The sequence below is a fragment of the uncultured Nostoc sp. genome (assembly GCF_964245575.1).
Taxonomy (GTDB): Bacteria; Cyanobacteriota; Cyanobacteriia; order Cyanobacteriales; family Nostocaceae; genus Nostoc.
Map to the genome: position 1 here is coordinate 1 of NZ_CAXTNP010000451.1, position 4,224 is coordinate 4,224.

3 protein-coding genes are annotated in these 4,224 nt (G+C 44.7%); all 3 read left to right on the forward strand.

The window, feature by feature from the left end; all coding sequences use genetic code 11:
* Positions 1–62: 62 nt before the first annotated feature.
* The 3 genes from ACFFAP_RS36660 (at position 63) to ACFFAP_RS36670 (ending at position 3,964) form a co-directional block, all read left to right on the forward strand.
* On the forward strand, positions 63–356 hold the full coding sequence (locus ACFFAP_RS36660; protein ID WP_375515806.1) for a hypothetical protein: 294 nt from the start codon (positions 63–65) through the stop codon (positions 354–356).
* A gap of 388 nt (positions 357–744) precedes the next feature.
* The gene (locus tag ACFFAP_RS36665) at positions 745–3,018 is read left to right on the forward strand and encodes a cation:proton antiporter (RefSeq protein WP_375515807.1); all 2,274 of its coding nucleotides are present in this window, start codon (positions 745–747) and stop codon (positions 3,016–3,018) included.
* Positions 3,019–3,265: 247 nt separating this feature from the next.
* Entirely contained in the window at positions 3,266–3,964 is a 699-nt protein-coding gene (locus tag ACFFAP_RS36670; RefSeq protein ID WP_375515808.1) for a class I SAM-dependent methyltransferase, read from the forward strand.
* The last annotated feature ends 260 nt before the right edge of the window (positions 3,965–4,224 follow it).

The window sequence follows — 4,224 nt, forward strand, 5'->3', positions numbered from 1 at the left end:
ACCTTTGATACTCATTAATGAGTCTTTGAACTGGATGAATCCACCTTTGATACTCGTAGGACTTGAAAGCAGGGCAACTAGCAGGTAAGATTTGTAAAGTTATTGATTTGGTAACTCGTTTATCTGTCGAAGTTTGGTTTCACACTAATCCATTCGCCATGCTGACTCAACACTGGCTCCCATTTTTGATTCTCGGAGGTTTTATCAGCATGATATTTATTCCAAATATGCTTAAAAAAGACTCTTCTTTATCTCGTTACTCTGAGTTTGATGACTACAAAAATCGTTCTGGGCTTTTATTGCCAAAACTGTTTTTAATGCCAGTTTCTAAGCAACAAGAAAAGACTGTTATTTAAAAGCAGCGATTAGAATAGCGATGTCTACATGTAGCGACCTGCAATACTAATCGCTCAAAGGGAGTACTTCCCGACTCTTTCAAACCAGGATTAGAGAGCAACTAATCTGCAATCATTCGTTTGAGCCAGGATTAGAGAGCAAATAGACTCAAGGCTTTACCAGGACTGAGTTATAAGGATGGACAATTAGTTTATATTTTGAGGGGCTTTTTTACAAAAATTGTGCTTAAGTTAGGCTGCACATAAATCAGTCCTAAAATCAGCCCAGAAATCAAGGCTAATATATCCTTGCTGCCCCCTGCCCCTTTCACAAAACAAACTGTCCTAAGATATATAAAACTTTGTATCCTGAATTAATAGGTCTTAATTAATAGTTCTTTTAAAACTGGTGCAAGAAGATTTTAGGCTAATTGTTGATTTAGTTTTAGTTCTAGGAGTTGCAGCCTGTGGCGGACTGTTGGCGGCACTTTTGCGACAACCCGTGCTGCTAGGTTATCTCATTGGCGGGATAGTCATTGGGCCAGCCGGACTGGGACTGATTAAAGAACTTATTCAAGTAGAGACTCTGGCACAGTTCGGGGTTGCCTTTTTGCTATTCGCCTTGGGTGTGGAATTTTCTTTTGCGGAACTCAAGAAGGTAAAAGCGATCGCTCTTGGCGGAGGTGGACTCCAGATTGCTTTGACGATTTTGATTACAGTTGTGGTATGCGGGTTAACCGGAGCCTGGGGAGCCTTACCTGCTAAGGGCATGTTTTTGGGGTGTATTCTGTCCTTGTCTTCCACGGCGGTTGTCCTCAAGTGTTTGATGGAAGATAACGAAACAGAAACGCCCCACGGGCAAGTTATGCTAGGGATTCTGGTAGTACAGGACTTGGCACTAGGACTGATGTTAGCAGTTTTACCAGCCCTTAACCAACCAGCAGAAACTATAGGCATCACCGTGCTGACAGCACTATTGTTGATTGGTTTATTTGCTGCTGGTGCAGTAGCTGCGGGGATTTGGCTGATACCACCTTTGTTGCAACTGTTAGCCCGTACCGAAAGCAAAGAACTATTTTTATTAGGGGTTGTAGCTCTATGTTTGGGCATTGCTCTGTTGACAGAGCATTTAGGGCTGTCGATTGAAATGGGGGCATTTGTCGCAGGTTTGATGATTTCTGAGGTGGAGTACGCTGATCAAACCCTGACTTATGTCGAACCCTTGCGAGATATCTTTGCCAGTTTATTTTTTGCCGCCATTGGGATGTTAATCGACCCAGTGTTTTTGTGGAACAACCTAGAATTGATTTTGGGGTTAGTGGCAATAGTTTTCGTAGGGAAATTTTTGATTATCACCCCCTTAGTAAAGCTGTTTGGCTACCCTTTGAAAACAGCCATAATCGCCGGTTTGGGACTGGCACAAATTGGAGAATTTTCCTTTGTCCTGGCTAGTGAAGGGCAGGCATTGGGGCTGGTGTCCCGACAAATATACTTATTAATTTTGGGAACCACCGCAGTTACTCTCATGCTTACTCCCTTTGTCCTGCGGCTAGTGCCATTTTTATTTAACTTTGCTGAATCAATGCCCTGGTTGAAACCGTATTTAGAAGAACAAGAGGCGCGGGATGTGTCGGAAGATTTGCCCTTCAAAAACCATGTGGTAGTCTGTGGCTATGGGCAAGTTGGCAAAAATTTAGTAAAGTTGTTGCTACAACATGACCTACCTGTGGTGGTAATTGACCAATCAGAAAGTAGAATTCAGCAGTTGCGTGAGATGGGTGTGTCTTATGTCTATGGCAATTGCGTGAGTTTACATGTTCTGGAAACTGCTGGTGTGAATCATGCCAAAGGAATGGCGATCGCACTCCCAGATCCAATGAGTAGTCGTCTTTGCTTGAAACGCGCTTTGGAATTGTGCCCAGAATTAGATTTGGTTGTCCGTGCTACCCAGGATAAAAATATTGAGGTGCTGTATCAATTGGGAGCTAGAGAAGTTGTGCAACCAGAGTTTGAAGCCAGCTTAGAAATGGCAACTCATTTATTAACTGGCTTAGGCTTGTTGTCGCCAGTTGTCGTGCAACGGGAAATGCAGCAAATCCGCAACGATCATTATTTAGATTTGCGGCCAGAACGTTCTGCTACTGAAGTTGCTCGTGATTTGCGCCAAGCAACCCGCGATTTAAATCAGCGCTGGTATCCTCTCCCATCTGCTTCGCCTTTAATTGGTATGAGCATAGAAGAAGCAGATATGCGCTACTTAACAGGAGCGAGTTTGATGGCAATTCGCCGCGCTAACGGGGATGAAATCGATTATCCCAATAATCAAACCAAATTGGAAGAAGGCGATCGCTTGCTGATTGTGGGAGCAGATGAAGAACTAGCAGCTTTGGCAGAGTTAGCTAAAGGACAAGCTGTTGTTCCCGGAGAAAATAGTGCTTGCCAGTGGATTACAGTTAATGCAGATGCACCAACGCTAGGTAAAACCCTTAGAGATTTAGATATCGGCAAGCAATATGGAGTACAGGTACAGGCAATCCGGCGAGATGGCAAGTTTATCCGCTATCCTGATGGCGGCATGGACTTGCAAGTTAGCGACCAAGTATTGTTATGTGGTGGCTTGACAGGTTTGAGTCAACTAGAACAGTTATTTGCCGTCGCAAGTTCAGCACCCCTTTCTATGTAACTATTCACTCCCCCTCCATCCGTGAGAGGTTAAGGTAATTGCATATTTGTCTGCGAGGGTGCAGGAAAAGGAGACTCTCTCCAGCTTGGAGACTGGCTTTTGCAGGGATTTGAACACTCCTAAATCTTGATTTTCCTGAGCAGCAAAATACTTAACAGGGTCTTGGGCTTTGCCTTTTTATTGCGCGACGTTGTTTGCACAGAATTCAATCGTCCAAAATAAAGATAGTGTAATTACTTGCTCTCTCATGCCAAATCAAGAACAAGCTATCGTCTTCGACGAAGAACGCGCCTCTACCTACGACGAACGAGCGGCTAAACTCGCTCCATTGCGCGACGCACTTCATTTACTGACCCGCTTGGTACTTTCTGAGCTTCCTGCGGATGCGCGGATTCTTTGTGTCGGTGTCGGAACTGGCTTGGAACTGATTTATCTCGCTCGTGAATTTCCGCAGTGGCAATTCACGGCGGTTGAGCCTGCGCCTGCGATGCTTGACACTTGTCGTCAGAAAGCCGAAGCGTGTGGAGTTGCGTCGCGTTGCACATGGCACGAAGGTTATCTCGATTCGTTGCCCGTCTCGGAGCCGTTCCATGCGGTGACTTGCCTACTGGTTTCTCACTTCTTTATGCAGCAAGCAAAAAGGCGTAAATTTTTCAGTCAAATCGCTTCACGCCTTCGCCCTCAGGGATATTTGGTTAGTGCAGATTTGGCTTCCGATATGTCCAGTTCATCCTATCAAAGCCTTCGTGAGGTTTGGACTCGGATGTTGAAGTACGCCGAATATCCGGATCAGGACATCGAAAACTTTCTTGCCTCTCATGGTCGGGATGCTGCGGTACTACCACCGAATGAAGTCGCATCAATCATCACATCGAGCGGCTTTGATACTCCTGTACTCTTCTTGCAAACTCTTTTTATTCATGCTTGGTATGCAAGGCGACCATGACAGGATTTTTTCTAGTGGTATGGGATCTTACGCAAAATTATGAAAAAACGAACCGCAAAGACGCAAAGGACACGAAGTAATAAGAGTTTGAGAGAGTTTTTGCGTAAGTCCTATGGTAATAAAGAGGATTTTTACCACTATAGCAACCGCAAAGGTGATTAGGACATCGATAGATGATAAAACTTAAACACAAAAAGACTTTTCACCCAGTCCCCAGTAAAGAGCGATGCACTGAGCGCAGTCGTTGTGTCCCCAGTCCC

What these genes read in the sequence shown, in the direction of transcription:
- ACFFAP_RS36670 (WP_375515808.1), top strand. Translation starts at nt 3,266, where the DNA reads ATGCCAAATCAAGAACAAGCTATCGTCTTCGACGAAGAACGCGCCTCT.